This window comes from bacterium, from assembly GCA_020440705.1.
Classification (GTDB): Bacteria; Krumholzibacteriota; Krumholzibacteriia; order LZORAL124-64-63; family LZORAL124-64-63; genus JAGRNP01.
On the sequence record JAGRNP010000012.1, the window covers coordinates 1 to 25010 of the forward strand.

General features: G+C 71.0%; 21 protein-coding genes. 11 read left to right on the plus strand and 10 right to left on the minus strand.

Features of this window, described 5'->3' with window-relative positions:
- The coding region (locus KDM41_03420) for a fused MFS/spermidine synthase (protein MCB1182458.1) at window positions 1-2442 on the minus strand (2442 nt) is incomplete at its 3' end.
- A 110-nt stretch (window positions 2443-2552) separates the two neighbouring features.
- Between KDM41_03420 and ovoA the strand changes: the two genes are divergently transcribed.
- Window positions 2553-4667 carry a 5-histidylcysteine sulfoxide synthase gene (gene ovoA / locus KDM41_03425; GenBank protein ID MCB1182459.1) on the plus strand — a complete coding sequence of 705 codons (2115 nt, stop codon included), beginning with the start codon at window positions 2553-2555 and terminating at the stop codon, window positions 4665-4667.
- Window positions 4668-4700: 33 nt separating this feature from the next.
- Here ovoA and KDM41_03430 read toward each other — a convergent pair whose 3' ends face one another.
- Complete coding sequence (locus KDM41_03430) at window positions 4701-5213, minus strand: tetratricopeptide repeat protein (GenBank protein MCB1182460.1); 513 nt, start codon at window positions 5211-5213, stop codon at window positions 4701-4703.
- Window positions 5214-5601: 388 nt separating this feature from the next.
- On the opposite strand from KDM41_03430, the gene KDM41_03435 reads away from it, so the two are divergent.
- The gene (locus KDM41_03435) at window positions 5602-6507 is read left to right on the plus strand and encodes a crotonase/enoyl-CoA hydratase family protein (GenBank protein MCB1182461.1); all 906 of its coding nucleotides are present in this window, start codon (window positions 5602-5604) and stop codon (window positions 6505-6507) included.
- A 17-nt stretch (window positions 6508-6524) separates the two neighbouring features.
- Here KDM41_03435 and KDM41_03440 read toward each other — a convergent pair whose 3' ends face one another.
- The 3 genes from KDM41_03440 to KDM41_03450 all read right to left on the minus strand — a co-directional run bounded on the left by KDM41_03440 (window position 6525) and on the right by KDM41_03450 (window position 10762).
- The gene (locus KDM41_03440; GenBank protein MCB1182462.1) at window positions 6525-8183 is read right to left on the minus strand and encodes a response regulator; all 1659 of its coding nucleotides are present in this window, start codon (window positions 8181-8183) and stop codon (window positions 6525-6527) included.
- 184 nt (window positions 8184-8367) lie between these two features.
- Window positions 8368-9174 carry a hypothetical protein gene (locus KDM41_03445; GenBank protein ID MCB1182463.1) on the minus strand — a complete coding sequence of 269 codons (807 nt, stop codon included), beginning with the start codon at window positions 9172-9174 and terminating at the stop codon, window positions 8368-8370.
- 202 nt (window positions 9175-9376) lie between these two features.
- Entirely contained in the window at window positions 9377-10762 is a 1386-nt protein-coding gene (locus tag KDM41_03450; GenBank protein ID MCB1182464.1) for a UTP--glucose-1-phosphate uridylyltransferase, read from the minus strand.
- A 125-nt stretch (window positions 10763-10887) separates the two neighbouring features.
- Here KDM41_03450 and KDM41_03455 point away from each other — a divergent pair, with 125 nt between their 5' ends.
- The gene (locus tag KDM41_03455) at window positions 10888-11373 is read left to right on the plus strand and encodes a hypothetical protein (protein ID MCB1182465.1); all 486 of its coding nucleotides are present in this window, start codon (window positions 10888-10890) and stop codon (window positions 11371-11373) included.
- Window positions 11370-12533: a methyltransferase gene (locus tag KDM41_03460; protein MCB1182466.1), complete on the plus strand. Its 1164-nt coding sequence runs from the start codon at window positions 11370-11372 to the stop codon at window positions 12531-12533. The genes KDM41_03455 and KDM41_03460 overlap by 4 nt, the downstream gene beginning before the upstream one ends.
- Here the strand turns inward: KDM41_03460 and KDM41_03465 are convergent.
- The 4 genes from KDM41_03465 to KDM41_03480 all read right to left on the minus strand — a co-directional run bounded on the left by KDM41_03465 (window position 12511) and on the right by KDM41_03480 (window position 16556).
- Complete coding sequence (locus KDM41_03465; protein MCB1182467.1) at window positions 12511-13011, minus strand: hypothetical protein; 501 nt, start codon at window positions 13009-13011, stop codon at window positions 12511-12513. The genes KDM41_03460 and KDM41_03465 overlap by 23 nt on opposite strands.
- Window positions 13012-13025: 14 nt before the next feature.
- Window positions 13026-14162, minus strand: coding sequence for an aminotransferase class V-fold PLP-dependent enzyme (locus KDM41_03470; GenBank protein MCB1182468.1), 1137 nt, complete (start codon window positions 14160-14162; stop codon window positions 13026-13028).
- Between the two features lie 29 nt (window positions 14163-14191).
- A complete protein-coding gene (locus KDM41_03475) occupies window positions 14192-15796 on the minus strand; it encodes a hypothetical protein (protein ID MCB1182469.1) in 1605 nt (534 codons plus the stop codon).
- Window positions 15797-15947: 151 nt separating this feature from the next.
- Window positions 15948-16556: a hypothetical protein gene (locus KDM41_03480; protein ID MCB1182470.1), complete on the minus strand. Its 609-nt coding sequence runs from the start codon at window positions 16554-16556 to the stop codon at window positions 15948-15950.
- Between the two features lie 252 nt (window positions 16557-16808).
- Between KDM41_03480 and KDM41_03485 the strand changes: the two genes are divergently transcribed.
- The 5 genes from KDM41_03485 (at window position 16809) to KDM41_03505 (ending at window position 22626) form a co-directional block, all read left to right on the plus strand.
- The gene (locus tag KDM41_03485; GenBank protein MCB1182471.1) at window positions 16809-17285 is read left to right on the plus strand and encodes a MarR family transcriptional regulator; all 477 of its coding nucleotides are present in this window, start codon (window positions 16809-16811) and stop codon (window positions 17283-17285) included.
- Window positions 17286-17326: 41 nt separating this feature from the next.
- The gene (locus tag KDM41_03490; protein ID MCB1182472.1) at window positions 17327-17926 is read left to right on the plus strand and encodes a YceI family protein; all 600 of its coding nucleotides are present in this window, start codon (window positions 17327-17329) and stop codon (window positions 17924-17926) included.
- 167 nt (window positions 17927-18093) lie between these two features.
- Complete coding sequence (locus KDM41_03495; GenBank protein ID MCB1182473.1) at window positions 18094-18735, plus strand: hypothetical protein; 642 nt, start codon at window positions 18094-18096, stop codon at window positions 18733-18735.
- 114 nt (window positions 18736-18849) lie between these two features.
- The gene (locus KDM41_03500) at window positions 18850-22251 is read left to right on the plus strand and encodes a PD40 domain-containing protein (protein MCB1182474.1); all 3402 of its coding nucleotides are present in this window, start codon (window positions 18850-18852) and stop codon (window positions 22249-22251) included.
- A gap of 84 nt (window positions 22252-22335) precedes the next feature.
- Window positions 22336-22626 (plus strand): hypothetical protein, encoded by a 291-nt coding sequence (locus KDM41_03505; GenBank protein ID MCB1182475.1) that lies wholly within the window; start codon window positions 22336-22338, stop codon window positions 22624-22626.
- 78 nt (window positions 22627-22704) lie between these two features.
- On the opposite strand, the gene KDM41_03510 is transcribed toward KDM41_03505, so the two are convergent.
- Entirely contained in the window at window positions 22705-23466 is a 762-nt protein-coding gene (locus tag KDM41_03510; GenBank protein ID MCB1182476.1) for a DUF481 domain-containing protein, read from the minus strand.
- Between the two features lie 133 nt (window positions 23467-23599).
- On the opposite strand from KDM41_03510, the gene KDM41_03515 reads away from it, so the two are divergent.
- Together KDM41_03515 and KDM41_03520 are read left to right on the plus strand one after the other, a co-directional pair.
- Window positions 23600-24688: a right-handed parallel beta-helix repeat-containing protein gene (locus tag KDM41_03515; GenBank protein ID MCB1182477.1), complete on the plus strand. Its 1089-nt coding sequence runs from the start codon at window positions 23600-23602 to the stop codon at window positions 24686-24688.
- A gap of 118 nt (window positions 24689-24806) precedes the next feature.
- Window positions 24807-25010, plus strand: a 204-nt coding sequence (locus KDM41_03520; GenBank protein MCB1182478.1) for a hypothetical protein, incomplete at its 3' end; no start/stop codon positions are given.

The window sequence follows — 25010 nt, forward strand, 5'->3', positions numbered from 1 at the left end:
CGTCACCTGGGCCACGATGCCGGCGGCGACGATGTCGCGCAGGTTCAGGCCCCGGGTCTCCTCGGCGAGGGCCGCCTCCTCCGGGGTCAGGCGCCCGGTGACCGCGTTCGCCAGGGGCGACAGGTGGCCGGCGATGACACGGGCCATGGGCGCCTCGTTGTGGTCGAGGATGTCCGCGCCCCGGGTCGCGTAGGCCAGCACCGGCCGGTCGTCGCCGTAGATCTCGCCTCCCGCGGCAAGGGCCGCCAGCGCCTCGCCGCCGGCCAGGAAGCCGCCCACGAGGGCGCCGGGATGCCGCAGGTGGTGCCGCTCGCCGCCCCAGTGGCTCCAGCGCAGGTCGGTGGTCACCGCGCCGGGTCGTCCGGCCTCCACCGCGCGCAGCCGCACCGGATCCAGGCGCGGCACGCCCTCGCGTCCGCCCACCAGCAGCAGCTCCTGGGTGTTGTACCAGAGGGCCGCGTCCGGGAACTCGGCCAGGAAGGTGGCCAGCACCGCCCGGAACGCCGCCTCGGGCAGGAAGCCCAGCGGCACGAACTGCGCCACCAGCCCGCCCGGATTCAGGCGCGCCCGCACATCGGCGTAGAACTCGCGGGTGTAGAAGACGTCGACCCCGGGCCGGAACGTCTGCCCCACCTCCACCGAGACGATGTCGTAGCTGCGGTCGGTGTGGGCGGTGAAGGTGCGCCCATCCTCGGCCACCAGCCGCACGCGGCGGTCGCGCAGCCAGTCGTTGGGGAAGTGCCGGTCGATGAAGGGGAAGAGCGCCGGCTCGATGTCGACGCAGTCGAGGCTCGCCGGATCGTGGCGCAGGAAGCGTCCGGCCGTCTGGCCCACGCCAACGCCGATGACGAGGATGTCCCGCGGCGCCGGATGCAGCAGGGCCGGCAGATGGGCGGCCATGATCTGGTGGCCCTTGCCGGCGACGCCCTGCCACAGGTTGTCGATCTCGAGCTGCCGCTCGCCCTCCACGTCGACCACGGACAGGGTGGCGCTCTGGCCTTCGACGCTGTCCACGAGCACGCCGTCGCGGGCCAGGAAGCTGTCGGGCAGGTGCACGCCCGTGGCCCGGGGCAGCAGCAACCAGAGGCAAGCGCCGACGGCCACGGCCAGACCGCGGCCGAGCCGCGCGCGCGGCGTCAGCGGTTCGAGCAGCAACAGCGCCGCCGCGGCCGCGACCAGCCCGCCCGCCGTCAGCACCCGCACCCCCACTTCGAGGCCGGGCCCGGGCAGCAGCACGAATCCGGCCAGCAGCGAGCCCGTGATGCCGCCGACCGTATTCAGGGCCGTCATGCGCCCCACGCTCTCGGCCGAACGGGCCGGGTCGCGCAGGGCCAGGCGATTGGCCAGGGGGAAGCTCGCCCCCGACAGCAGCGACGCGGGCAGCATGAGCAGGAAGAAGGGGCCGGCTCCCGGCCCGAGGCCGAACCAGAGCGCAGCCGGCAGGAACATGGTGGCGATCACGGCCACGGCGGCAGCCAGCTGGAAGATGCCGAAGAGCAGGGGCAGGCGACGATCGCCGGCCGTGCCGCGGGTGAGCCGGCCGACGAGCAGGCTGCCCAGGACGATGCCGCCGAGCACGACCGCCAGGGTGACCGCCGCGGTGGTGACGCTGTTGCGGAGCACCAGGCCCAGGAAGCGCGCCCACAGGACCTCGGCGCCCACGACCACCAGTCCCGTGGCGAAGAAGAGCAGCGGCACGACGACGCGGCGTCCGGCCGTCGTCAGGGGCAGCGCCCGCTCGTCGGCGTCGGCACCGTCACCCGCCGCGGATGCGGGCCCGTCCACCGGCAGGGCCTCGCGACCCAGCGGCCAGGCGACCGCCGCCACCACGAGGTTCACCCCCGCGGCCACGAGCACGGTGGCGGTCACGCCCAGGTCCGGGATCAGGACGAAGCCCGCGGCGAGCACGCCGGCCACGCCACCCAGGGTGTTCAGGCCGTAGACGAGACCGAGACGCGGCACGAAGTCGCGCGCGTCGGCCACGAAGCGCCGCACGAAGAGGGGCAGCGTGCCCCCCATGAGGAAGGTGGGCGGCACGAGCACCGCCGCCACGAGCGCGAATCGCAGCCAGGCCACGCCGGGACCGGCCGCGAGCCAGGGCAGCCCGTCGGCGCCGGAGCGCGGCGCCAGGCCGCTGCGGTAGGCGGCGCCGAAGATCCCCTCGACCAGGTCGAAGGCGAAGAGGGAAGCCACGGCCAGCACGGCCAGCCCGGCCTCGAGCAGCGCATACCAGCGCAGAGGCCGCGCCACCCGGGGCGCCCGGCGCCCGAAGGCCCAGCTGCCGAGGGCCAGTCCGCCGAAGAAGACCGCGAGCACGGTGCTCAGGGCCCAGGTCGACGAACCGAAGACGAGGGCTGCGCGGCGGATCCAGGCCATCTCGTAGGCGAGGCCGGCGAAACCGGACAGCGCGAAGAGGAACAGGGCAAGCGTGTGTTTTCTCATCCCCCGATGATAATACCCGGTGCGGATTTTTCACATGGCCATAAGATGTAGAACCGATATTCTGCAACGTGGGAAGCGGAGCGACGGCGCGAGCCGGAATGGGGAGAGAGATGTCCAGCACGGTGATGAGATCGCCGGTCCTCGATCGGGGCACGGCCGCGGAGAAGCGACGCGAAATCAAGGCGTACTTCACCAGCACGTGGGAGCTGTACGAGCGCCTGTTCGAGGTCATGGCCACCGACGAGGCGTACTACCTGCGGGCCGATCCCCTGCGCCATCCGCTCATCTTCTACCTCGGCCACACGGCCACCTTCTTCGTCAACAAGCTGGTGCTCGCGAAGCTCATCGACCGGCGCGTGAATCCGGAATTCGAATCGATGTTCGCCATCGGGGTCGACGAGATGAGCTGGGACGACCTGGACGGCCGCAACTACGACTGGCCGCCGGTGGCGGCGGTCTTCGCCTACCGCAACGAGGTGCGCCGCGTGGTCGAGAACCTCATCGACGGGATGCCCCTCGAGGTGCCCGTGCGCTGGGAAGACCCCGCCTGGGCCGTCCTGATGGGGATCGAGCACGAGCGCATCCACCTCGAGACGAGTTCGGTGCTGATCCGCCAGCTGCCCCTGGAGCACGTGCGCCCCCACGCCGCGTGGCCGGTGTGCCCGGAGGCCGGTCCCGCGCCTGCCAACGATCCCGTGACGGTGCCGGCGGGTCGCGTGACCCTGGGCAAGGACCGCCATCACGCCCTCTACGGCTGGGACAACGAGTACGGCCGGCTCGAGCGCGACATCGCCGGCTTCCGCGCCGCGCGACTGCTGGTGAGCAACGGCGAGTTCCGCGCGTTCGTGCAGGCCGGCGGCTACCGCGAGCGGAAGTACTGGACCGAGGAAGGCTGGGGCTGGCGCACGTACATGGATGCGCAGGCGCCCCGGTTCTGGCGCGGCGACGACGGCGCGGGCTGGCGGCTGCGCTGCCTGGCCGAGGAGATCCCCATGCCGTGGAACTGGCCGGTCGAGGTGAACCAGCTCGAGGCCAAGGCCTTCTGCAACTGGAAGGCGGCCGTCACCGGCGAGCCGGTTCGCCTGCCCACCGAGGAGGAGTGGCACCGCCTGCTCGACACGTCCGGCCTGCCCGACCAGCCGGACTGGAACGGCGCCCCCGGCAACATCAACCTCGCGTACTACGCCTCGTCGGTGCCGGTCGACACCCATCGCCAGGGCGACTTCCACGATGTCGTGGGCAACGTCTGGCAGTGGACCGAGACGCCCATCAGCGGCTTCAACGGCTTCGAGGTGCACCCGCTGTACGACGACTTCTCGACCCCCACCTTCGACACGCAGCACAACCTGATGAAGGGCGGCTCGTGGATCAGCACCGGCAACGAGGCCACCCGCGACGCGCGCTACGCCTTCCGGCGCCACTTCTACCAGCACGCCGGTTTCCGCTGGATCGTCAGCGAGGCCCCGGTCGAGATCCGGGCCGACGTCTACGAGACCGACGCCCTGATCAGCCAGTACTGCGAGTTCCACTACGGCGCGGAGTACTACGGTGTGCCCAACTTCCCGCGCCGCACGGCCGAACTGTGCCGCGAGGCGGTCGGCGACCGGCCGGTGAGGCGGGCCCTGGACCTGGGCTGCGCCACCGGACGGGCGACCTTCGAACTGGCGCGTTTCTGCGACTTCGTCACCGGCATCGACTTCTCGGCCCGCTTCATCCGCGTCGGTATCGAGATGCAGGAGAAGGGGTACGTCCGCTACCAGCTGCCCGAGGAGGGCGAACTCGTCTCCTACCACGAGAAGTCGCTGACGGATCTGGGCCTGGCCGACGTGCGCGGCAAGGTGGAGTTCTGGCAGGGCGATGCCCACAACCTCAAGCCCCAGTTCACCGACTACGACCTGGTGCTCGCGTGCAATCTCGTCGACCGCCTGTACGAGCCGCGCCGGTTCCTCGACGCCATCGCCGACCGGCTGACGCCCGGCGGCACCCTCGTGCTCTTCTCGCCCTACACCTGGCTCGAGGAGTTCACGCCGAAGGAGAAGTGGCTCGGGGGACGGAAGGTCGACGGCGAGAACGTGACCACGCTCGAAGGGCTGCACGCGGCCCTCGCGCCGCGCTTCGCGCCGGTGGGCGATCCGCGCGACGTGGAGTTCGTGATCCGCGAGACGAAGCGGAAGTTCCAGCACACGGTCAGCCAGATGACGGTGTGGCGCCGTCGCGAGGTCTAGACCGCGGCGGCGGGTCCGCCGGGGCGGCCGGGATCACTCGGACGAGAAGTGCGATCGCAGCCGCCCGAGCCAGACGTTGAGCGGGTTGTTGCGGGGCAGGAAGGTGAGCACCGGCGGGCGCCGCGGGTCCATCTGGTCGACCATCTTCTCGACCCCCGCGTCGTCGCGCGAGACCTGCTTCGCCTTGGCGAAATTCCTGAACGCCTGCTCGCGCCGTCCGCCGAGGAGGTTGATGCGCCCGAGGGCGTACCAGGCGGTGGGGTCGTAGGGATTGCTGGCCAGGATGTTCTTGACCAGCTTTTCCGCCGTGACGTATTTGCGCTGGCCCGCCGCGAGGCAAACCCCCAGATAGGCCGTGCACTCGGCATGGTCCGGCGCCCGCTCGAGACCCGACCGCAGACAGGCCTCCGCCCGGTCGATGCGTCCCGCCTCGAGATAGCGTCCCGCCCGGCGCACCTGCTCGTCGGCGTAGTCATGGTCGTAGTCCGAAGGCTTGTTGGCGATCTTCGACGGGGCGAATTGCCGGCTCGTCGCGGTCCGACCCACATCCATGTCCTTCATATCGGCTCCCGGGTGCGGCGGCGCACCGGACACTTATGCTGATGTTTTTTGCACAACCTCAGATTGATTATCGACCTGGTCATGCCGTGGTTGAGAGAAACGCAAAACTTTTCTGATTGTCTGTCATGGAATTGAGACAGAAAGCGCAGAAATTTCTAAAGAAAAAACTAACAACCCAAACGAATATATAGTTTTACCTCGCTGAAAAACGTATGATATTATGACTTGCCGTCGCCCATGGAGAGGCTGAACACGCCCGTTCAGGATTTTCCGGCGACGAAATCTGCGGTCTCGCCCCCCGTCGGCGGTCCGCACACCAGGGCCGCTCCCTCGCCCCGCACGCCGGCGCGCTCCCGGGGGCCCCGGAGGCAGTATGCGACACGAGACCGACACCTCGTCCCCGTGGGGAACCTACGAGCAGCTCGACGTCGAGTACGATCCCGACCAGAAAGCCGTCTGGTACCACCTGGCTCCCCACTCCCGGCCCTGTTTCAACCTCGACCTGCTGGGCGAGTTGAAGGACTTCCAGGACCGCCTGGTGGCCATGAACCGGGGGGGCGAGGGCGATCCGGCCACGCTGCCGGTGCGCTACACGGTCCTCGCGAGCCGCACCCCCGGCGTGTTCAACCTGGGCGGCGACCTGCAGCTCTTCGCCGGGCTGATCCGGGCCCAGGACCGCGACGGCCTCTTCCACTACGCCAAGTCGTGCATCGACGTCCTGTATCCGAACACGGTGAACTTCGACCAGCCCCTGACCACCATCACCCTGGTGCAGGGCGACGCCCTCGGGGGCGGCTTCGAGGCGGCCATCAGTTCGAACGTGGTCATCGCCGAGCGCAGCGCGAAGTTCGGCCTGCCCGAGGTGCTCTTCAACCTCATCCCGGGCATGGGCGCCTACAGCTTCCTGATCCGCAAGACGAGCCCCGCCACCGCCGAGCGCATCATCATGAGCGGCGAACTGCTGTCCGCCGACGAGATGTTCGAACTCGGGCTGGTCGACGTCGTCGTCGAGGACGGCGAGGGCGAAGAGGCCGCGGTGAACTTCATCCACCGCCACCGCAAGCGGGGCAACTCCCACGTGGCCATGGGCCGCATCCGCCAGTGCGTCAACCCCGTCACCTACGACGAACTGATCCGCATCACCCGGATCTGGGTCGACGCCGCCCTGAACCTCACCGACCGCGACCTGCGCATGATCGAGCGGCTGGTCCAGGCCCAGAACCGGCGGGCGGCGGCGGCCGAACCGGCGGCGCCCCGGGCGATGGAAGGTCACGGCTAGCGGAGGAAGCGGCCGGCTCAGGCCGGCTGGCGCAGGGGCAGGTTCAGCGACTCGATCGCCGCCACCAGATCCACCACCCGCACCGGTTTGGCCAGGTGCAGATTCATGCCCGATTCCAGGCAGGCGGCGACGTCGTTCTTGGTCGCCTCGGCGGTGACCGCCAGGATGGGCAGGCCCGCCCGGTGGTCGCTGCGCGCGCGGATGCGGCGGGTGGCCTCGTGGCCGTTCATGACCGGCATGCGCACATCCATGAAGACCAGGTCGTAGTCGGCGTTCTCCACCATCTCCAGGGCCTCGGCCCCGTTCTCCGCCATGTCCACGGTGATGCCCAGGCGCTGGGCCAGGTTCTTCATGACGACCTGGTTGAACTTGTTGTCCTCGACCACCAGGGCCCGGAAGCCGTACTGGGGCAGCTCGCGGGCGTCGCGGGACTCGGCGGCGGCCGCGGCGACGGCGGGCGCCGGCACCGGCTGCGGCGGCGCATGGCGTTCGATCCGCAGGTCGACCGTGAAGACGCTGCCCTCGCCCACGCCGCTGCGGACACTGATGTCGCCGCCCATCATCAGGGCGAGCTGGCGGCTGATGGCCAGGCCCAGACCCGTGCCGCCGAACTGGCGCGTGGTGCTGTTGTCGGCCTGCTCGAACTGCTTGAAGACGGCGTGGAGCCGGTCCTCGGGAATGCCCACGCCCGTGTCCGCCACGACCAGCCGCACCAGCGACGTGTCCTTGGGATGCGTCGTGCAGCTCAGCTTCACGTGCCCCTTCTCGGTGAACTTGATGGCGTTGCCGACCAGGTTCAGCACGATCTGGCGCACCCGCATGGGGTCGCCCCGGAAGTGGCGCGGCACGCGCTCCGGATAGTCGAACACGAGCTTGATCCCCTTGGAGGTGGCCGTCGACTCGAGCAACTGGTGCACGTCGCCGAGGACCTGCTTCAGGTCGAAGGGGATCTCCTCGAGGGTCAGGTTGTTGGCCGTGATCTTCGAGTAGTCGAGGATGTCGTTGATGATATGCAGCAGCGACTCGGTCGAGCGCGTGATGATCTCCAGGTGCTCCTGCTGCTGCTCGTCCAGGTCGGTGTCGCGCAGGGCCTCGGCCATGCCGAGCACGCCGTTCATGGGCGTGCGGATCTCGTGGCTCATGGTGGCCAGGAACTGGTCCTTGGCCTTGTCGGCCAGCTTCGAGCGGGCCAGCTCGATCTCCAGGTCGGTGACCTGGCGCAGGCGCCGCAGCACGCCCATGAAGAACATGGGCAGCACGATGACGCCGACCAGCAGCCCCATGCCCAGGTTCAGGTGCGTGCTCCAGTATTCGTTGAACAGCAGCAGCGACCCGAAGCCGAACCCGCCGGCGACGATGCCGAACTGCAGGAAGCGCGTCCCGAAGCGGATGCCGTTGCCGATGATCACCCAGAGGAAGATCGGGTAGTACGACGTGACGTGCTGGCTGCCCAGGTGCATGAACACGGTCATGATGCCCAGGTCGGTGAGGATCGTCACCATGCGCCGCCGCGGACAGGCGCCCGGATAGCGCCGCACCATGGCGTACCAGGCCACCGAGAACAGCAGGTAGGAGACGATGGTGGTCAGACCGGCGACGAAGGTCGCGCCCTGATCGAGGCCCTTGCCGATCCCGTACGCCGTGAACGCGACGAAAGAGACCACAGAGATGACCACACGGGCCCGGCTCTGGGACTCTTCTTCGTCGATTCGGACGAGCAGGGACTCGGGCGAGGAGACCATGTTTTCCTGTTCGGCTCGGGTTCAAGGCTCTTTCGGCCTATGGAATCGGCCGAAAAGCCCTACGAATTAAGGGTTTTTTTCCGGGCCGTTCCGCGAACGACCCGGTGATTCCGGATCGCTACGAGGCCGGCTGGCCGCACGCCAGCGTATCCGAGCCCGACGACTGCCAGTTCGGACCCGTCAGCGACCAGGCCACGCCGCCCTGGCCGTCGTATTCGGCCGCCAGGGTCCAGGCCTGGGTCCGCACGGTCGCGGTGCCGCTCGGGCAGCCGCCGGCCGCCGTGACCACGTCGACGGTCCAGGTCATGCCGAAGGTCCCGGACTGGGAGCCCTGGGGCGTGACCTGGGACACGGACACGTCGGCACTGCCGGAACCGGTCACCGCGTAGGTGTCCTGGCCGAGGAAGGCGGCCGTCATGTCGGTGTCGGTGTCATAGACCAGGTCGAAGACGCCCTCGGCGTCCTCCTGGTGGATGTCCATGCCCACGCCGTAGCGCACCTGCATCTCGGTCGCGCCGAGGGGGTGCTGCTGCGGCCCGGCCGGCGTGCGGTACTGCACCCACAGATCCAGGCTCAGGTTCCACTCGTTGGGCGGATCCATCTCGAAGAGGGGCCCCGCGTAGGCGAAGACCCACGCCTGCTGGGCCGGGTCCCATGCCACGCTGTCGCCGGCGGCCTTGGCCACGGGCTGGCCGGCCACGCTGAAGGCGTCGAAGGCCCCGCTGGCGAAATCCGGCACGGCCAGGACGATCTCGTTCACGGTGCCGAGGGCCTCGAGGCTGAACTCCTCGGCCGTGGCGCTGTCCAGGGTCATGGTCCCGGATCCGGGGCTCGTCGGGGCGTCGTCGCCGCCGCCGCAGCCGTTCAGGGCGACGGCGGCCGCCGCCACCGCGAGAGCGAAGAGGAATTTCGTCGTGGTCCGCATCGGTCGTCCGCCTCCCGGCTGCCGGTCGGTGCCGGCCTGACTCGCATTCTGCACGACCGGACTCCCCCACGGGGGGCCGGCCGGGCATTTCTCCCTCGGCTTCGTTGGCCGAACGAAGTCGTGCAAGCCGTGGGCCGCCCCCGCGACGGGAGACGGCCCACGACGGCGCAGCGGGGCAGGTGACGGCGTGTGGCGGTGACGGCTACCCGGTCCAGAGTCCCGTCAGGCGGGCCCCGTCGGGCACCTGCAGGGGGTCCGGGCCGTCGTTGCGGATCTCGACGTCGCCGCTGAGCACCACGTCGCGGCCGAACCGGACATCGCCGGCGACGCGCAGACGGGAGCAATGGAGCAGCGAAGGCACCCCGTGGGGGAAGCGGGCGTCGAGCTGGTCGACGAAACCGAAGTGGGCGGGGTCGAGGTCGACCACCAGGCGCGGCAGCGTGCGCTCGGGATTGGCCCGCACCTGGTAGTCCGGGGTCAGCACGTAGTTGTCCGAACGCACGTCGAGCAGGTCGTTGGTCTTCTTGATCGGCGCGAAACGCTCCGATGCGATGCGCAGGGCCCCGGCGCCGGCGAAGACGGCGATGGCCGAGCCCATGGCCGTCTCGAGCTGGATGACCGCCGGCGAGTCGGGGTCGCGCGGATCGACGGTCTTCCGGTTGCGGATCAGCGGCAGGCCCAGCACCCCGTCCCGACGGTCGAGCTCGTCCTGCAGGGCCACGAGGTCGAGCCACAGGTTGTTCGTGTTGAAGTAGCGGTGGCGGGTCACGTCCTGGAAGGCCGCGACGTCGGCTTCCGGGCACTGGGCCGACTCGCGCAGCAGCAGCTGCCCGGCCGGCGTCATGGCCAGGTGGCCGCCCTTGCGGTCGGCCGGCGTGCGCTCGGCCACCTCCATCATGAACGGCAGGCCCTCCGCCGCGAAGTAGCCCAGGAGGTCGGGATCCATGACGGCGCCCAGGTTGTCGGCGTTCGAGACGAACGCGTAGCGGTAGCCGGCCGCCAGGAGCCGGGGCAGCAGCCCGCTCGTCACCAGGGCCGGATAGATGTCGCCGTGGCCGGGCGGGCACCAGGCCAGGTCGGGGGCCGCCGGCCACGCGATGGGGCCGAGTCCGTCTTCCGTGAGCTTCGGCACCTTGTGCTGCAGGAAGTCCAGGGGGATCTCGCCCGCGAGTTCCGGATAGGCGGCCAGGGCGGCGAGGGTGTCGTCGCGGGTGCTGAAGCTGTTCATGAGCACGAGCGGAATGCCGGTGGCCCGGGCCTGGCGCGCGATGATGTCCAGGAAGGTCAGGCCGTCCTTGACCGGCAGCAGCGACTTCGCCCGGTCCAACCCCATGCCCGTGCCCAGCCCCCCGTTCAGCTTGAGCAGGATCGCCCGCGCGAGTTCGCGCCGCCCCCGCTCCCGATGGCGTTCGGTGACGTCTTCGGGGCCGGGCAGGCTCGTCACCGGCACGATCTCCGCCTCGGGAATGAGTCCCGTCGCGCCCGCCGCCAGTTGGGCGTGGGCGTGGGCGAAGTTGCGGATGACGATCTCGGGCAGGTCGGCCGCGCGCATGCGGGCCGCCACGGCGTTGAAGTCCGCGCCGGACATGGTCCCTCCTCGGGGGTTGGGGCTGCGGGTCGCCCGCTACGATAGCAACCGGCGGGCGATTTTTCATGGGATATCGGCCGGCGTGGCCTATCCTTGGGCCTGGACCCCGCACCGAAAGGACCGCCGTGACCCCTCCCTGCGCCACCCTGCCCGCCCTCGCCCTCGAGGCCGTCGTCTCGGGCCGCACCGTCGACCTGGCCGCCCTCGGCCGTCCGGCCGTGTTCGTGTTCCACGGCCAGGACACCGCCGGCGCCGCCATGGCGGTGCATGCCGCGGTGCGCACCGCCCATCCCGACCCGGACGCGGTCTTCATGGCCTCGGTCATCGACCTGCGGGCCTTTCCGAGCATGTTCCACGGCATGGTGAAGCCCGAGCTGGAGAAGGCCTACCACAAGGCGGCGGCGGGGCTGCCTGCGGGCGCCGATCCCGCGGACTGGGTCGTGCTGCTGCCCGACTGGAAGGGCGCCGCCCACGACGCCTGCGGCGTGTCCGACTCGACGCGCCGGGCCGCTGTGCTGGTGGCCGACGCCGCGGGCCGGGTGGTCGCCCACAGCCAGGACCCGGACCCCGCGACCGCGGCGATGGCCGCCCTGGCGGACCTGACGGCATGACGGGCGGCGACGGTCAGGAAGACCTCGTCCTCGCCGGCACCCCGTGGCCCCTGCGCCGCCTGCCCCTCAAACGCGACGACCGGCTGCGGGCCTGGGACACGGCCGACCTGCAGCTGCTCGAAGCCGCCTGCGACGACGCCGAACTGGCCGCCGCCGGCCCCGTCCTGGTGGTCAACGACGCCTTCGGGGCCCTTGCCGTGCCGCTGCACGGGCGGGTGGCCGCCTCGTGGGGCGATTCCCACCTGGCCGAACTGGCCCTGCGGTACAATCTGGTCGCGAACGGCTGCGCGGCCGACGCCGTGCCCTTCGTGCCGGCCACGGAAACCCCGCGTGCTCCCGTCGGTCTCGTGCTGCTCAAGCTGCCGCGCAGCCTCGTGCTGCTGCGCGACCAGTTGCTGCGGCTGCGCACGGTGCTGGCCCCGGACGCCCACGTCCTGGTCGGCGGCATGATCAAGCACACGCCCATGAGCGTCTGGCGGCTGCTCGAGGAGATCATCGGGCCGGCCCGCACCTCCCAGGGCCGGCGCAAGGCCCGCTACGGCCACGCCCGCCTCGCCCTGCGCGAGGGACTGCCCGCGGCCGAACCCGACGTCGCGTTCGACCTGCCCGACACCGATCTGAGCCTCGTCAGCGGCCCCAACGTGTTCTCGCGGGAGCGACCCGACGCCGGTTCGCGCCTGCTGCTCGCCCACCTGCCGCAGCGCGACGACGCCTGCCGGGCCGTGGACCTCGGCTGCGGCAACGGGATGCTGGCGGTGGCCCTGGCCCTGCGCTGTCCCGCGGCCCGGATCACCGGCGTGGACATCTCCCATCAGGCCGTCGCCAGCGCGCGACAAAACGCCGTCCAGGTGCCGGACGGTCCGACGCGGCTGGAGTTCCGCGTCGACGACGCGGCGGCGGGCCTCGCCGACGAGAGCTGCGACCTCGTGGTGTGCAATCCCCCCTTCCACCAGGGGCACGCCACCGGCGACCTGCAGGCCTGGGAGATGTTCAAAGCCGCCCGGCGCATCCTGCGGCCGGGCGGCGAACTGCTGGTGGTGGGCAACCGCCACCTGGGCTATCACGTCAAGCTGCGCCGCCTCTTCGACGCGGTCGACCTGCTCGGGTCGGACCGGCGCTTCGTGGTGCTGCGCGCCGTCAGAAGTACCAGCCGAACCTGACGCTGGTCCAGGCGTTGCTCCCGGCTGCCTTCGTGCGCAGGGAGATCTCCCAGCGCTCGGTGCGCCACCCGAGGCCCGGGATGAAGGTCGTGTCGTCGACCTCGGAGAACCAGCCCACCTCGCCGTTCATGAAGAAGCGGCCCAAGACGAAACGCAGGCCGGCCGCCGCCTCCCACACGTCGACCGCGTCGTTGTCCCCCTTGGCCCCGAAGTGGTTCCAGCCCACGCTGGCGCTCCAGTCGAGCAGGGGCACCCACGGGTAGTCGAAGATCGCCTGCAGCCCGTAGCCCGTCTGGTAGTCGTCGGCGAAGCGGTCGTAGGGGAACGAGAACTGGGCGCCGGCGGCGAAGTAGGTGCCCGGGTGCCAGGGCGCGCGGTCGCCGGTCTCCTGGGCGGCGGCGCCGGTCGCGCCGAGGCCCAGGGCCGCCAGCAGCGCGATCACGGCCGTCGGGCGGCGGAGTGCGGGAAGCAGGGTCATGGAATCCTCCGGTTTCAGGAGCGGGGAAAGGCGCGCAGCCCCGCCAGCAGGGCCGCGACGTCGTCGGGCGTATTGTAGCCCTGGATCGAGATCCGCAGCCAGCCCCGATCGGCGAAGGCGAACACCGGGATCTCCACGCTCCGTTCCCGCCGCAGGAACGCGCCGAGGGCGACGGGGTCCAGGCCGTCGGGCAGCCGGACCGTCGCCATCTGGGCGAGCCACGGCTCCGCCGTCGCCAAAGGCGGCGTGCCGGCCCAGGCGAGCAGCTCCCGGCGGGCGGTGCGCAGCAGGTCGCGGCATTCGGCCGCCACGGCCGGCCACTCCTCCCGCTCCCAGAAGTCCAGGGCGGCGGGCACCGCCAGCCAGGCCGAGGGGTCGCGGGTGCCCGTCCACTCCTGCTCGTCCACGAAGCGGCTCGGCCCGGGCCGCGCGCTGCGCCAGCCCCAGCTGACCACGAGGGGCTCGACCAGGTGCTGCACCTCGGCGCGCGCGTGGAGGAACGCCGCGCCCTTGGGGGCCTGCAGCCACTTGTGCAGGTTGCCGGTGTAGAAGTCGGCCCCCAGGCGGCCGAGATCCAGGTCGATCTGCCCGGGCGCATGGGCGCCGTCGATGACGGTGATGATCCCGGCGGCCCGGGCCCGCGCCACCAACGGGGCCACCGGCAGCACCAGCGCCGTGGGCGAGGTGATGTGGCTGAGGGCGAGCACGCGGGTGCGCGGCGTGACCCCCGCCCACACGGCCGCCACGACGGCGTCCGGATCGTCCAGGGGCCCGGGCAGCGGACGGCGCACGTAGCGGGCGCCGGACTTCTCGCAGAGGAAGGTCCAGGTGCGGTCGATGGCGCCGTACTCGTGGTCGGTGGTGAGCACCTCGTCGCCGGGCCCGAGCGCGAGCGAGCGGGCCACGATGTTCATGCCGGTCGTGGCGTTGGGCACGAACACGATCTCGTCACGCTCCGCCCCCAGGAACCCGGCCACGCGGGCCCGGGCCGCGGCCAGCCGACCGGGCAGGGACCGCTCGAGGGACAGGAAATCGACCGGTTCGGCCTCGAGCTCGCGTTGCAGCTCCTGGTAGACCGCGAAAACCTCGCGCGGACACGCCCCGAAGCTGCCGTGGTTGAGGAACGTCACGTCGTCGCGCAGCTGGAACAGGCCGCGGCGCTCGGCCGCCGGACGCGGGCTCACGGGCGCCCTCCCCCGCGGACCAGCCGCGGCAGCGCCACGAGGAGCGCGGCGCCGACCGGCAACGAGAGCCACGGCGTCACCCCCAGCCCGGCCGGCACGAAGCCCACGATGACGGCCACCGCCGCGGCGATGAGGGCGTAGGGAATCTGGGTGCGCACGTGGTCGTGGGGATCGATCCCGCAGGAGATGGACGAGACGATGGTCGTGTCGCTGAAGGGCGAGCAGTGGTCGCCGAAGACGGCCCCGCTGAAGACCGCCGCCACGATGACCGTCAGCAGGCCGTCGTCGGCGCCGAGGCCCGCGGCCGCGGGGACCGCCAGGGGAAAGAGCAGGCCCATGGTGCCCCACGAGGTGCCGGTGGCGAAGGAGATGGCCGCCCCGGTGACGAAGGTGAGCGTCGGCAGCAGCCACAGGGGCGCCCCCCCCGCCAGGAGCCGCGCGATGAGCTCGGCGGTGCCCAGTTCGCCCATGACGCCGCCCAGCAGCCAGGCCGCCACGAGCACGCCGAGGGGCCCCACCATGGCCAGGGCGCCGCGGCCGAACGCCCGCAGGGGCGCCGCCGGACGCGGCCCGTGCCCCGCCGGGAAGAGCAGCACCGCCGCGAGGGTGGCGACGAGTCCGGCCGTGACCAGCACGAGCGGCCCCGCGTCCGAGCCGAAGGCGGCCACGATGCGGTCGCGGCTGTCGGGCCAGCCCGGGGCCGGATCGCCCCACGCGAGGAAGCCGCTCACGAAGGCGCCCAGCAGCACGGCCAGGGGCACCAGGGCCGCGCGCACCGCGCCCGGCCCCGGAGCGTCCGCGTCTGCCCCGCCGCCGCCGGCTCCGGCGCGGGACCGGGCCGCGAATGCGGCCATGGGACCCGGGTGGAAGCGGGCGCCGATGGCGACGCCGAGCAGGACGAGGGTGAACCAGCAGTGGAAGTTGGCCGGCAGCGAACGCAGGAAGACGAGGTAGGGGTTCGCCTCGCGTCCGGCCAGGGCGAAGGCTTCGCCGATCATGGCGAGCTGGAAGGCGATCCAGGTCGAGATGAGCGCCACGCAGGCCACGGCGCTGCTCGTGGAGTCGACGATGTAGGCGAGCTTGGCGCGGGACACCCCGCTGGCGTCGGCCAGGTCGCGGCTGACCCGCCCGACGACCATGCTGTTGGCCAGTCCGTCGAAGAAGCAGAGCAGCCCCAGGCCCGCCGCGGCCGCCTCCACCCGCCGCCCCGCGTCGTCCCCGCGTCCGGCCCAGCGCCGGAGCAGGGCCGCGAATCCGCCTCCGGCCTCGAGCACCGCGGCGAAGCCGCCCAGGACGAGGGTGAAGGCCACGGCGCCGGTCTTCCACGGGCTCTGCAGGCTGGGGGCGAGATGGTCGGCGGCGAGAGAAAGGTAGGCCTGCCACGGATCGCCGTGGCGGGCGATCACCGCCCCGGCGAATGCCCCGGCCAGCAGCCCCCCCATGGCGTGCCGACCGAGCACGATGACCACCAGGGCCACCAGCGGCGGCCAGAGGGCGCGCAGTCCCGTCGGCAGGGCGGCGAACAGGGCGGTGCCGGCCACCAGCGCCACGGCGGCGAAGGCCGTGACCGGCCGGATGCGGGGAGCGGGTCCGGGATTCAAGCGCGTCCTCGGGGTTGGGGCGAAGGGGCCGCCCCCATGGTAGGTCGGGCCCGCGCTCCCGTCCACAACGGGTCGGGCGGGGCGGGCCTCCTGCCGGCGCCCGGCCTGCGGCCGGGGCCGCCGGGCACCGCCAGGAGACCCCGGCGGCCCGCTAGCGGAAGAGCGACTTCACCCCACCCCACTCCAGGTGGCGCTCGATGGTGTAGTCGCCGAAGGTGAAGACCGGCCGGTCGTACGAGCCCGAGACGGGCCCCATGTCGACGATGGGATCGTCGGGGTCCTCGTAGTCCACGTAGGCCATGGTGTTGGCGTGGCTCGCCGGCGACGCGGGCGACAGGCGGTACCCCTCGGGGTTGTTGCCGGCGGTCAACACGTTGAAGGTGGCCAGGGTGGCCGTCCGGCCCGCGCTGACGGCGATGGCCGCGGCGTAGCCCGCCACGATGTTGTCGGCCGTCCCGAGGTTGATCGCGTCGGTGGGAAACGCGACCCCCAGCAGCGCGTCGCCGCTGGGCGCCTCGATGGCGCACTCGAAGCCCCAGACATACGAGACGTCGCGCGTGCTCGACCCGTCGAATTCCGTGTTCACCGGGTTGATGAGCACCAGGTAGAGGTTGTGCACCGAATTGGGAGCGACTTCGATCTCGTCGACGCTGGCCGCGTCGTCGTAGAAGAGCCCGAGCTGGTTGTCGGACGCCTGGACGACGGCGGGCAGGACCACGAGGAGCAGAGCGATGGGGATGGGGGCGAACCTGGTTTTCATGGCGGACTCCTGGGGGAACGAGTGATGGCGAGAATCCAACACCGGATCCGGTCCGGGAGCTCGGCTGCGCGGGGAGCGACCCGACTTTCGCGGCGGCGCACCGACCGCGGGATGACGAACCTGCGAGCTGAATGAAGCTAGGGAGCCTGGGGCGGCCGGACAAGTCCGCCCCCACGGGACGTGCGCCCCCTCGCAAATACTTGTTGCAACGAATATCCTCCCGACATATATTGTCCGGCGAGAGGAGGAGGCATGTCCCGCCTGCAGCAGGAGATCAAGCAGAACCGCGCCTTCGCGTCGCCCGAGCAGGAGACCTTCCTGAACCTCGTGCGCAGCGCCGGCGCCCTGAGTGCCCCCTTCAACCAGCTGTTCAAGGACCACGAGCTGAGCCTCCCCCAGTACAACGTGCTGCGCATCCTGCGCGGGCACGACGGGGTGGGGCTCTCGTGTTCCCAGATCAGCGAACGCATGGTCACGCGGGATTCGGACATCACCCGTCTGGTCGATCGCCTCGTGAAGGGCGACCTGGCCAGCCGGCGGCGCTCCGAGTCGGACCGGCGCGTGGTGCTGATCGGGATCACGGCCCGGGGTCGCCGCCTGCTGGCGGACCTGGAAGGTCCCGTCACGGACGCCCACAAGTCGACTCTCGGCCACCTCTCGGCCGCGGAGTTGGCGGAATTGAACCGGCTCCTGGTCAAGGCCCGGAGTCCGGAATCCGAAGACAACTAGCAGCGGTCCCCGCCCATGGGGCCCGCCGGAGGTCAGATATCATGTCGCAATCGCATCGCATCGCCCGCCTGTTCGTGGTCACGGCCCTGCTCGTGGCGGCGGTGCCCGTCCTGGGCGCCACCTACGACATCGACGGCAGCCACAGCTCGGTGAACTTCCAGATCAAGCACCTGGCCATCAGCAAGGTGAACGGGACCTTCGACAGCTTCGAGGGCAGCTTCGAGTTCGTGCCCGGCCAGCCCGACCAGTGGTCGGTCGCCGCGACCATCGACGCGGCCAGCGTCAACACGGGCAACAAGGACCGGGACGACCACCTGCGCAATCCCGACTTCTTCGACGTGGCCAAGTACCCGACCCTGAGCTTCAAGTCGACCTCGCTGGAGATGGCGAACGAGACGGAGGGCACGCTGAAGGGCGAGCTGACCATGCACGGCGTGACGAAGGCCGTCGAGCTGGACCTCGAGCTGCTCGGCACCGTGACCGACCCCTGGGGCAACGAGCGGGCCGGCTTCAGCGCCTCGGGCAAGATCAACCGCAAGGAGTGGGGCCTGACCTACAACGCGGCCCTGGAGACGGGCGGTCTCGTGCTCGGCGAGGACGTCAAGATCACCCTGGAGATCGAAGGCATCAAGCGCAAGTAGCGCCATGCCATGCGCCGGCGAGCCCAGCCGCCGGCGTTCGGCCGCCGTGGGCCCCGTGTCCGCGGCGGCCTCTTTCCAGACCGGGTTGCCCGGCCGCCGGGCGGCGGCCGGCTGCCGACGCGACTAACATGGGCGCATCCCCCACCGACCCGAGCCGGAGGCCCCACATGATGCGCATGTTCCGTCGTTCCCGCGGACGTCTGACCCTCTGCCTGACCACCCTTTCTCTCACCCTCGCCCTGGCGGCTGTCGCGTCCCCGGGTTCCGACGCCCGGGCCGGCGCCGCGCCCGGCGGCGGCGCCGTCGCCTTCGACCGCGCCGCTCCGCCCGACACGGTGCCCGACCTGGACGGATTCCGCGCGCGCATCTACCACGAGGGCCGCCTGTACATCGGGGGTCAACCCGACAGCCTGGCCCTGCGTGCGCTGGCCGACCGCGGCGTCACCGCCGTGGTGAACCTGCGCACGCCCGGCGAAATGGACGACCGCGCGCGGGTTCCCTTCGACGAGCAGGCGCTCGCGCGGGAACTGGGCCTGGACTACGTGTGGATCCCCCTCGGCGGGGACGATCACCCCTACACGCCGGCCGCCGTCGACACCTTCGCCGCGGCTCTCGAGCGCCATCCGGGCCCGGTGCTGCTGCACTGCACCGTGGGGTGGCGGGCCAGCCACATGTGGGCCGCCTACCTGGTGCGCCACGCCGGCTTCGCCGTGGACGAGGCGTATGCCCGCGGCGTGGCCATCGGCATCGGCGAGCCGCCCCTGGCCGAACTGCTGGACATGGAGCTGATCCTGACCGCGAAACCCTGAGTTCTTTCGTCCGTATTCGGTCCCGATCTGCTAGAATGCGCGGCCGATGCGCACACTCCCGCCGCGCGGGCTTTCCCCCGCGCGGCGTTCTCCCCAAACGACGAGGAAGTGACGATGTCGCGGACGACCCTCCTGAGCGCCCTGACGTGCAGTCTGCTCCTGATCGCCCCGGCGGTGCCCGCCGGCGCGTGCCCCGACCGCTGCCAGCACGCCGGCCACGCCGACGGCCTCCTGGACCACCACCTGACCGCCGACGCGGAGACCGCCCCGGCGGGGGCCGAGGCCGCCGCGACCGAGGACGCCGACTGGGACGTGAACGTCCCGCGCGACCCCGCCGAGCCGATCGTCTTCACGACCGACCAGGGCACCTGGATGAGCGTCGACGTCTCCCCCGACGGCCGCCGCCTCGTGTTCGATCACCTGGGCGACATCTGGACCGTCGGCCTGGCCGGTGGCCCGGCCACACGCCTGACCGAGGGCCTGGCCTGGGACACGCAGCCGCGTTACAGCCCGGACGGCACCGAGATCCTCTTCACCAGCGACCGCGGCGGCGGCACCAACCTGTGGCTGATGCCCGCGGACGGCGGCGAGCCGGCGGTGCTGACCGACACCGGCGAGAAGGACACCAACTGCGGCGCCTGGAGCCCGGATGGCGAGTGGATCGCCGCCAAGCGGCGCTTCACCGACGTCAGTTCCATCGGCGCCACCGAACTGTGGCTGCACCACCGCCGCGGCGGCGACGGCATCCAGGTGACGAAGAAGGAGACCATGCCCGAGGTCTCGTCGCCCGACTTCGGCCCGGACGGCCGCTTCCTCTACTTCAGCAGCCGCCCGAGCCGCTTCCGCTACGACCGCAACCCGCACCAGGGCCTGTACCAGGTGCACCGCTTCGACCGGCTGACCGGCAAGACGAATCCGATCACGAACCGCTGGGGCGGCGCCGGCCGGCCGCGCATCAGTCCGGACGGCACGACACTCAGCTACATCAGCCGCGACGGCAACGAGACCGTGCTGGTGCTGCACACCCTGGCCACCGGCGCCGAGCGCGTGCTCTTCCGCGGCCTGGACCACGACCTGCAGGAGAGCTTCGCCTGGGCCGGCACCTACCCGTCCATGGACTGGCTGCCCGACGGCTCGGCCCTCGTGCTGTGGAAGGGCGGCAAGCTGTGGCGCGTGGCCGTCGCCGACGGCGCCGCCGTCGAGATCCCCTTCTCCTGCGACGTGAACCTGCCCCACCAGGAGGCCCTGCGCTTCAAGCCCGACGTGACCGGCCCCACCCTGCAGGCCCGCATCTTGCGCTGGATGCACGCCTCGCCCCGCGACGGCGGCATCGTCTTCGCCGCCCTCGGCCGCCTGTACCGGGCCGACGCCGACGGCACGGACCCGCAGGTGCTGCGGAAGACCGACGCCGCCGACGCCTTCGAGTTCTGCCCGCGCCTGAGCCCCGACGGGAAGCGGCTGGCCTGGGTGAGCTGGTCCGACACGGACAAGGGCCACGTGTGGGTTGGCGGCGCCGACGGCGGCGGCGCCCGCATGGTGAGCGACGTGCCCGGCCAATGGGCCAACCCCACCTGGAGCCCCGACGGCAAGGAGCTCGTCGCCCTCAAGGGCAGCGGCAACACCCTGCGCGGCGGCGGCCTCGGCGAGGAGCTGCATCACGAGATCTGGATTCTCGACGCGGCCGGCAAGGCCGCCCCGCGCTTCGTCACCACCGTGGACAACCGCGGCTCGAGCCAGCGCATGCCGGCGCCGTTCTTCGGACCCGATCCGGCGCGGGTCTGGTTCCTGCGCAGCGCGGCCGACAACGGGGCCGAGCTGGTGAGCGTGACCCGCGACGGCATCGACGAGAAGGTGCACGTCAAGAGCAAGTACGGCGAGGAGTTCGCCCTCTCGCCCAACGGCCGCTGGCTCGCCTTCAAGCGCCTGCACAAGGCCTTCGTGGCGCCGCTGCCCGACGCCGGACTCGGCACCCTCGACCTGGCCGACAGCGACGGCAGCGTCAAGGTCACGCTGCTGGCCGACGACCTCGTCGACTGGCTGCACTGGCAGGACGACGCGACGATCACCTGGGCCTCGGCCCACGAGTTCGTGCGGCAGACGCTGGCCAACGCCCTGGCGGCCGCCGCCGCGAAGGACGAGGACACGGGCGGCGAGTCCGGCGGCGAGGGTAGCGAGGGCAGCGAGTCCGGCGACGCCGGGGCCGCCGCGGAACCCGCCGTCGACCCGCTGGCGCCCGTGGCGACGCCCATCGTCCTCGAGGTGCCCCGGGCCGCCCCCACGGGCACCCTGGTCGTCGACGGGGCCCGGCTGATCACCATGGAGGGCGACGAGGTCGTCGCAAACGGCCGCATCGTCATCGCGGGCAACCGCATCGCGGCGGTGGGCGCGGCGGCCGACGTGGCGATCCCCGCCGGGGCCGAGGTCATCGACTCGACGGGGCTGACGGCCATGCCCGGACTGGTCGACGCCCACGCCCACATGGGCTACGGCGCCCTGGACATCCTGCCCCAGCGCGACTGGCAGTACTACGCCAACCTGGCCTACGGCGTCACCGCGACCATGGACCCCTCGGCGAGCACCCACCTGGTTTTCGCCCAGAGCGAGATGGTCGAGGCCGGCGTCATGTTCGGCCCGCGCGTCTACTCGACGGGCTTCATCCTCTACGGGGCCGACATCCCCGGGCGCGCCCAGACCAACAGCTACGAGGACGCCCTGCGCCACGTCCGGCGCATGAAGAAGCAGGGCGCCTTCGCCATCAAGAGCTACATGCAGCCCAAGCGCATCCAGCGGCAGTGGTACGTCAAGGCCTGCCGCGAGGAGCAGATGCTGGATTTCCCCGAGGGTGGCGGCAACTTCGAGAACGACATGGGGATGATCCTCGACGGGCACACGGGCATCGAGCACACGACGCCGGTGGCCCCCCTGTACGACGACATCCGCCAGATGTGGAGCCGCACGCGGGTGGGCTACACCCCGACCTTCCTGGTGGCCTACGGCGGCCTGAGCGGCGAGAACTGGTTCTACCAGCACGAGGCGCCCATCTGGGCCGACCCGAAGCTGACCCGCTTCACGCCGCGCGCGGTGGTCGAGGCCCGGTCGCGGCGGCTGCCGGTGATGGCGTACGACGGCGACTGGCACCACATGACCGTGGCCGCGTCCGCCGGCGCGCTCGAGGAGATGGGTGTGCTCGTGAACCTGGGCGCCCACGGCCAGCGCCAGGGCCTGGGCTGCCACTGGGACATGTGGGCCATGGCCCAGGGCGGCGCCGACAACCTGGCCGTGCTGCGCTTCGGCACCATCAATCCGGCCACCTACATCGGGCTGGGCGACGAACTCGGTTCGCTGAAGGCCGGCAAGCTGGCCGACGTGATCCTGCTCGAGGGCAACCCGCTGGACGACATCCGGAACACCAACACCGTGCGCTGGACCATCAAGAACGGTGAGGTCTTCGACGCGAACACCATGGACCGGACCTGGCCCGAAGCCACGCCGCGCGCGCCGTTCCTCTGGGAATAGGCCGATCGGCGCTGGACACTGGGCCTTCCCTGGGGCAAGGTTGTCCATTGCGGTCCGTCAAACCGAAGCATGGAGGTACCTGAAATGAAGAAGGAAACGATCATCGCCCTGCTGGCCGTGCTGGTGCTGGCCCTGGGCGTGGCCGCCTGCGGCGGCGGCGACAAGACCGAGGCCACGGCCGAGAAGGCCGCGGCCGAGCACGCCATGCCCGAGGCCCAGGTCGCCGAGACCCACGACTGCGACGGCGGCTGCGGCATGACCGCCGTGCCCATGGACAAGCTGACCGAGATCAACGGCAAGTACTATTGCGCCGGCTGCGCCAAGAAGGTGCAGGAGGAAGGCGGCGAGAGCCACGAGGGGCACGACCACGGTTGATCGCCCGGTTCCGCTCCGACGCCACGGCCGGCTCCCCCGGGAGTCGGCCGTCGTCTTTTCGTGTCCGCGATCGGCGACTCAGAAGGTCACACCCAGTCCGGTGAACGTGCTCCAGTCCGTCTTCTCCACCCCGCTCGGGGCGCGCTCGTTGTGCTCCACGACGGCGCCCACCTTCAGGTCGACCTCGCCCACCACGTCGACCGCAAGGGTGAGATTGCCCGTCGCCCGCGACGCCGACACGTCGCTGAACAGCGGCTGCCAGAAGACGACGCCGTCGAGCTGGGCGTGCGGCGAGAGCTTGTAGGCCAGGTGCAGGAAGAAGGATGCCCGCCCCCGCGCCGTGTGCCCCACCTCGTCGTCGAGCCGCTCGATCTCGAGCATGGGCGTGAAGCCGACCGCCGCGAGCCCGCGCTCATCCCGCACGAAGTCGTAGCGGGGTCCGAAGCCGAAGAGCCAGCGCGACCGCAGGCGCTGGAAGGGATTGTGCTGCACCTGGGCGAAGCTGACGGTGGCCCAGGGGCCCGGCAGGTCGCGGTTGTGGCGCAGATGCCCGACCACGTTGCGCGCCGTCTCGGTGCCGCCGCTCTCCTCGTAGCTGCCGCTGGCCTGCAGCCGCCAGCGATGCGACTCGTTCTGCCACTGCACCTTGCCGCCCGATTCGAGCAGCACGCGCTCGGTGTTGCCGCCGCTGGCGGAGAACAGCGCGTCGACGCCGCCCGACCAGCCCGGTTCGGCGTTGTCGTAGCCTTCGAGGGTGTTGAGGATGACGCCGGCGTGGGCATTCGACGCCCCCACGACGAGGGCCACGGCGGCAGCGAACAGGATCCGGGCGGTCGGCATTGCAACTCCTTTTGCATTGACTGACAACGAGTTATCCTGATAGGATAGGTTCGGGCACGGTCTTTCGCCAGTTGTCCCGATCGCCGCTGGAATCGTTTCGCCGCCCACCGCGCGGCCGACAAGGGGGAATCTCGTGGGATCTCGTCTGCTCTGTTCGATCCTGTTGCTCGTTTCACTCGCCGCGACCGCACCCGCCGCCACCCTCGTCGTCGACGCGACCAGCGGCCCCTACTATTCGATCCCCGCGGCGGTGGCGGCCGCAGCGCCGGGCGACGAGATTCTCGTCTCCCCCGGCGTCTGGGACGACGGGGTCATCACCATCGGCTGCGACCTGACCCTGACCGGACAGTCCGGCTCCGGCGCCACCTTCATCGACGGCCGGGGCGCGGCGCGGGGCATCCACGTCACCGGCGGCGCGACCGCGACGATCACCGGCTTCACGATCCGCGACACGTACGCCTCTGACGGGGCCGGCATCCACGTGGACTTCGCGTCGGTGGCGACGCTCCGGGGCTGCGCCCTGATCGGCAACAACGCGAGCTACGTCGGCGGCGCCGGCTACGTCCGCCACGCGGGTTCGCAGCTGTCCTTCGTCGCCTGCGCCTTCATCGACAACTACGCGCCGCTGAATGCGGGGGGCGTGGGCATTTCGCTGGGCTCCCGCTGCGAGTTCGACGCATGCTACTTCGAGGGCAACCGCAGCATCTCCATGGCGGGTGCCATCGCCAACTTCGCCAACTCCCCCGTCTCGGTCACCAACTCGTTCTTCGTGCGGAACTCGGGCGGCGAGTGCGGGGCCATCCGGATCTACGACGCCCCGGCCGAGATCGTCGGCAACACCTTCCACGACAACAACTCCGGCGAAGGGACGTTGTACCTCAACACCAGCTACCGGGTGCTGATCACCAACAACATCTTCAGCCACGACTCGGGATTCGGGATCGGCGGCGGCGCCGACAAGCTGTACCCGTCCTGCAATCTCTACGACGGGAACGTTCGCGGCCCGAGCCAGGCCCACGCACTGACCCCGACCGAAGTGGACGGCCCGGCCCTGTTCTGCGCCCCCGAAGCCGGCATCTTCGCCCTCTGCACGAACTCGCCCGCCCTGGCCGCCAACAACGTCTGCGGCCTGATGGGCGCCAGCGACGAGACCTGTGGAGCGTGCGGCCCGGTGGCCGTCGAGGACCAGGCCTGGGGCACCGTCAAGTCCATGTTCCGCTAGCCGCGACATCGACGTCGAACACGGGGCCCGGCCGACGCCGGGCCCCGTTCCGCATCGGCGCCGCGTCCGGGCGGAAACGCTCCCGGCGGCAGCGGAGGTTTCGCCCCGGCCCCACTCCATGTATACTGCCCCGATTGCTCGCATCCCCTGGCCCCATCCGGAAGGCGCCCCCGCCCCGACCATGAAGAAGCGTCCCACTCCCCGCCCCGACCAGTCCGGCGCCCTGCCCTTTCGGCGCAAGAAGGACGGACGCCTGCGGATCTGCCTGATCCACAAGCCCGGCCAGGGCGACTGGGGCATCCCCAAGGGCCACATCGAGCGT

Excerpts from the sequence above, each read along its gene's own strand:
- ovoA (MCB1182459.1), top strand. The coding sequence starts at position 2,553 with ATGTCCAGCACGGTGATGAGATCGCCGGTCCTCGATCGGGGCACGGCC.
- KDM41_03435 (MCB1182461.1), top strand. The coding sequence starts at position 5,602 with ATGCGACACGAGACCGACACCTCGTCCCCGTGGGGAACCTACGAGCAG.
- KDM41_03445 (MCB1182463.1), bottom strand. The coding sequence starts at position 9,174 with ATGCGGACCACGACGAAATTCCTCTTCGCTCTCGCGGTGGCGGCGGCC.
- KDM41_03450 (MCB1182464.1), bottom strand. The coding sequence starts at position 10,762 with ATGTCCGGCGCGGACTTCAACGCCGTGGCGGCCCGCATGCGCGCGGCC.
- KDM41_03460 (MCB1182466.1), top strand. The coding sequence starts at position 11,370 with ATGACGGGCGGCGACGGTCAGGAAGACCTCGTCCTCGCCGGCACCCCG.
- KDM41_03465 (MCB1182467.1), bottom strand. The coding sequence starts at position 13,011 with ATGACCCTGCTTCCCGCACTCCGCCGCCCGACGGCCGTGATCGCGCTG.
- KDM41_03480 (MCB1182470.1), bottom strand. The coding sequence starts at position 16,556 with ATGAAAACCAGGTTCGCCCCCATCCCCATCGCTCTGCTCCTCGTGGTC.
- KDM41_03485 (MCB1182471.1), top strand. The coding sequence starts at position 16,809 with ATGTCCCGCCTGCAGCAGGAGATCAAGCAGAACCGCGCCTTCGCGTCG.
- KDM41_03490 (MCB1182472.1), top strand. The coding sequence starts at position 17,327 with ATGTCGCAATCGCATCGCATCGCCCGCCTGTTCGTGGTCACGGCCCTG.
- KDM41_03495 (MCB1182473.1), top strand. The coding sequence starts at position 18,094 with ATGATGCGCATGTTCCGTCGTTCCCGCGGACGTCTGACCCTCTGCCTG.
- KDM41_03500 (MCB1182474.1), top strand. The coding sequence starts at position 18,850 with ATGTCGCGGACGACCCTCCTGAGCGCCCTGACGTGCAGTCTGCTCCTG.
- KDM41_03505 (MCB1182475.1), top strand. The coding sequence starts at position 22,336 with ATGAAGAAGGAAACGATCATCGCCCTGCTGGCCGTGCTGGTGCTGGCC.
- KDM41_03510 (MCB1182476.1), bottom strand. The coding sequence starts at position 23,466 with ATGCCGACCGCCCGGATCCTGTTCGCTGCCGCCGTGGCCCTCGTCGTG.